The 322-nt window shown below is 48.1% G+C and carries 2 rRNA genes; both read right to left on the bottom strand.

Annotated features, from left to right (window positions below):
- Positions 1 to 3: 3 nt before the first annotated feature.
- A 5S ribosomal RNA gene (gene rrf, locus H3H39_RS27395) occupies positions 4 to 116 on the bottom strand.
- Positions 117 to 248: 132 nt separating this feature from the next.
- A 23S ribosomal RNA gene (locus tag H3H39_RS27390) occupies positions 249 to 322 on the bottom strand; the annotation flags it as partial.

Genomic DNA, 322 nt, shown 5'->3' with positions numbered 1-322 from the left:
CTAGCTTGACGATAACCTACTTTCACACTGGTTGCAGCACTATCATCGGCGCAGAGTTGTTTCACGGTCCTGTTCGGGATGGGAAGGGGTGGGACCAACTTGCTATGGTCATCAAGCTTTGACTTGTGTGGACTGCGCGCTCATGCGCGTCGCCCGGAATCTGGAAGAAGGAGTAAATATGGGGTAATGAAGTTATATCAACGAACGTTACAACGTACTTCTCATTCACCACAACCTGCTAAGGTTATAGGGACAAGCCGTACGGGCAATTAGTATCAGTTAGCTTAATGCATTACTGCACTTCCACACCTGACCTATCAAC

Origin of the sequence: Rugamonas apoptosis, assembly GCF_014042355.1 — a bacterium.
Taxonomy (GTDB): Bacteria; Pseudomonadota; Gammaproteobacteria; order Burkholderiales; family Burkholderiaceae_D; genus Rugamonas; species Rugamonas apoptosis.
The sequence above is the reverse complement of the archived record's forward strand: the minus strand, read 5'-3'. Positions and strand labels throughout refer to the sequence as shown.